Genomic DNA, 1,406 nt, shown 5'->3' with positions numbered 1-1,406 from the left:
CGAGTGGGAATGGGGCGTTGGGTATGCCGCACAAGGTGTAGCAGCGGGAGGCATCTTGTCGGCTAACTCTGATTTATTCAACAAAGCCGATCAGAGCCGCCAATCATCTAAAAAGTTTGATTTATTCAACAAAGCCCTGCACCCGCTAAAAGAAAGGGTTGAATTTGCCAACGACTGCGGGCAGGATGAGATCATACAGGTCAATTCAGGAAAATAGTCATGGCAGAAGTCGGAATTTTTGTCGGCACGATGCATGGAAATGCAATCTTGGTCGCCGAAGAAGCGCAGGCTATTTTGAACAGTCTGGGACATCAGACGAAAGTCTTTGAAAAACCAGAAGTCAAAGACTGGGAGTCATATTCCGTGAAATACGCGCTGGTAGTGACATCGACCACCGGGCAGGGGGATTTACCGGACAGTATTGTGCCCTTGTACGAAGGCATAAAAGATATGTATCAGTCGGATTTACGGTATGGAATGATCGCGCTTGGCGATAGCACCTACGCCAACTTCTGCGGCGGCGGTTTGAAATTTGATGTATTGTTGCAGGAGCTGGGCGGCACGCGCGTTGGCGATGTACTGATGATTGACGCCAGCGAAAGTCCGTACCTCGAAAGGGACTTTACCCCCTGGGCCGAGCAGTGGGCGTTGCAGCTTGATTAAAAAAAGGGACTGTCCTAGATTGAATAGCCCCGAGTTTATTAGAGAGTAATTTCGGCAATACTACGCCGCTTCCTCTGATGCTAATTGCGAAGCGTAATAGTTCAGCTTCAGAAGAGGGATGTAACCCAGCCGCCCGAGTAGTCTTCTGTTGTTGTACCAGTCCACCCAGTCCAGCGTGGCTAACTCCACTTCCGTCCGGTTTGGGGTCAGTTTGGATATCGGAAATTATTGTACTATAAGGGCTTTCCCGGCATGTCAAAGCCGGTATTTATGGTTTCTGTCTGCTCTTCAGTAAAAATAAAGGGAGAGACTTCGGTACTATAAACGGCCATGATAAATTGTAGTGGCACACTGATACTGGCCACCTGATCGGAAGGTGATATTCTCACCTTCCCAACACCACAGGTGACCCAATGGCTAAACATTTCACGCCGGAATTTAAGCTCGAAGCGGCGAAGTTAGTTGTCGACCACCGCTATACCTGTCGCTACCGATGTAAATCTGACCCACCCAGGGTAAAAATGGCAGTTTTAAGGCACTGCCAATGATGACATTGGAGACCAGAGTGGAGATGAGTGTTTTACACCGTCAGGGCATGTCGATACGCGCCATCGCGCGCCAGCTTTCATGCTCTCGTGAGACCGTTCGCAGATATATCCGTAGCCCGCTGCCCGTAGCGGATATCCGCTACAAGCCTCGCGCACCCAGACCCTGCAAGCTTGACCCGTTCAAGCCCTATATCC

3 protein-coding genes and 1 pseudogene are annotated in these 1,406 nt (G+C 50.0%); all 4 read left to right on the top strand.

The features are described from left to right. A pseudogene (locus tag BBW68_RS19805) lies at positions 1–217 on the top strand (hypothetical protein); the annotation flags it as partial. A 2-nt stretch (positions 218–219) separates the two neighbouring features. Next, positions 220–663 carry a flavodoxin gene (locus BBW68_RS09850; protein WP_070135225.1) on the top strand — a complete coding sequence of 148 codons (444 nt, stop codon included), beginning with the start codon at positions 220–222 and terminating at the stop codon, positions 661–663. A gap of 413 nt (positions 664–1,076) precedes the next feature. Further along, on the top strand, positions 1,077–1,211 hold the full coding sequence (locus BBW68_RS20210; protein ID WP_276325386.1) for a hypothetical protein: 135 nt from the start codon (positions 1,077–1,079) through the stop codon (positions 1,209–1,211). Then, positions 1,208–1,406 (top strand): helix-turn-helix domain-containing protein (locus tag BBW68_RS16575; RefSeq protein ID WP_148127558.1); only part of this gene is annotated, 199 nt, incomplete at its 3' end. The genes BBW68_RS20210 and BBW68_RS16575, both read left to right, overlap by 4 nt.

It is taken from the genome of Candidatus Erwinia dacicola (assembly GCF_001756855.1).
In the GTDB taxonomy this organism is placed as follows: domain Bacteria; phylum Pseudomonadota; class Gammaproteobacteria; order Enterobacterales; family Enterobacteriaceae; genus Erwinia; species Erwinia dacicola.
Note: the sequence above shows the minus strand (reverse complement) of the source record. Positions and strands in the feature narration are given on the sequence as shown.

Bases quoted from the DNA above. Each gene is read 5' to 3' on its own strand.
- BBW68_RS09850 (WP_070135225.1), top strand. From the start codon at position 220: ATGGCAGAAGTCGGAATTTTTGTCGGCACGATGCATGGAAATGCAATC.
- BBW68_RS20210 (WP_276325386.1), top strand. From the start codon at position 1,077: ATGGCTAAACATTTCACGCCGGAATTTAAGCTCGAAGCGGCGAAGTTA.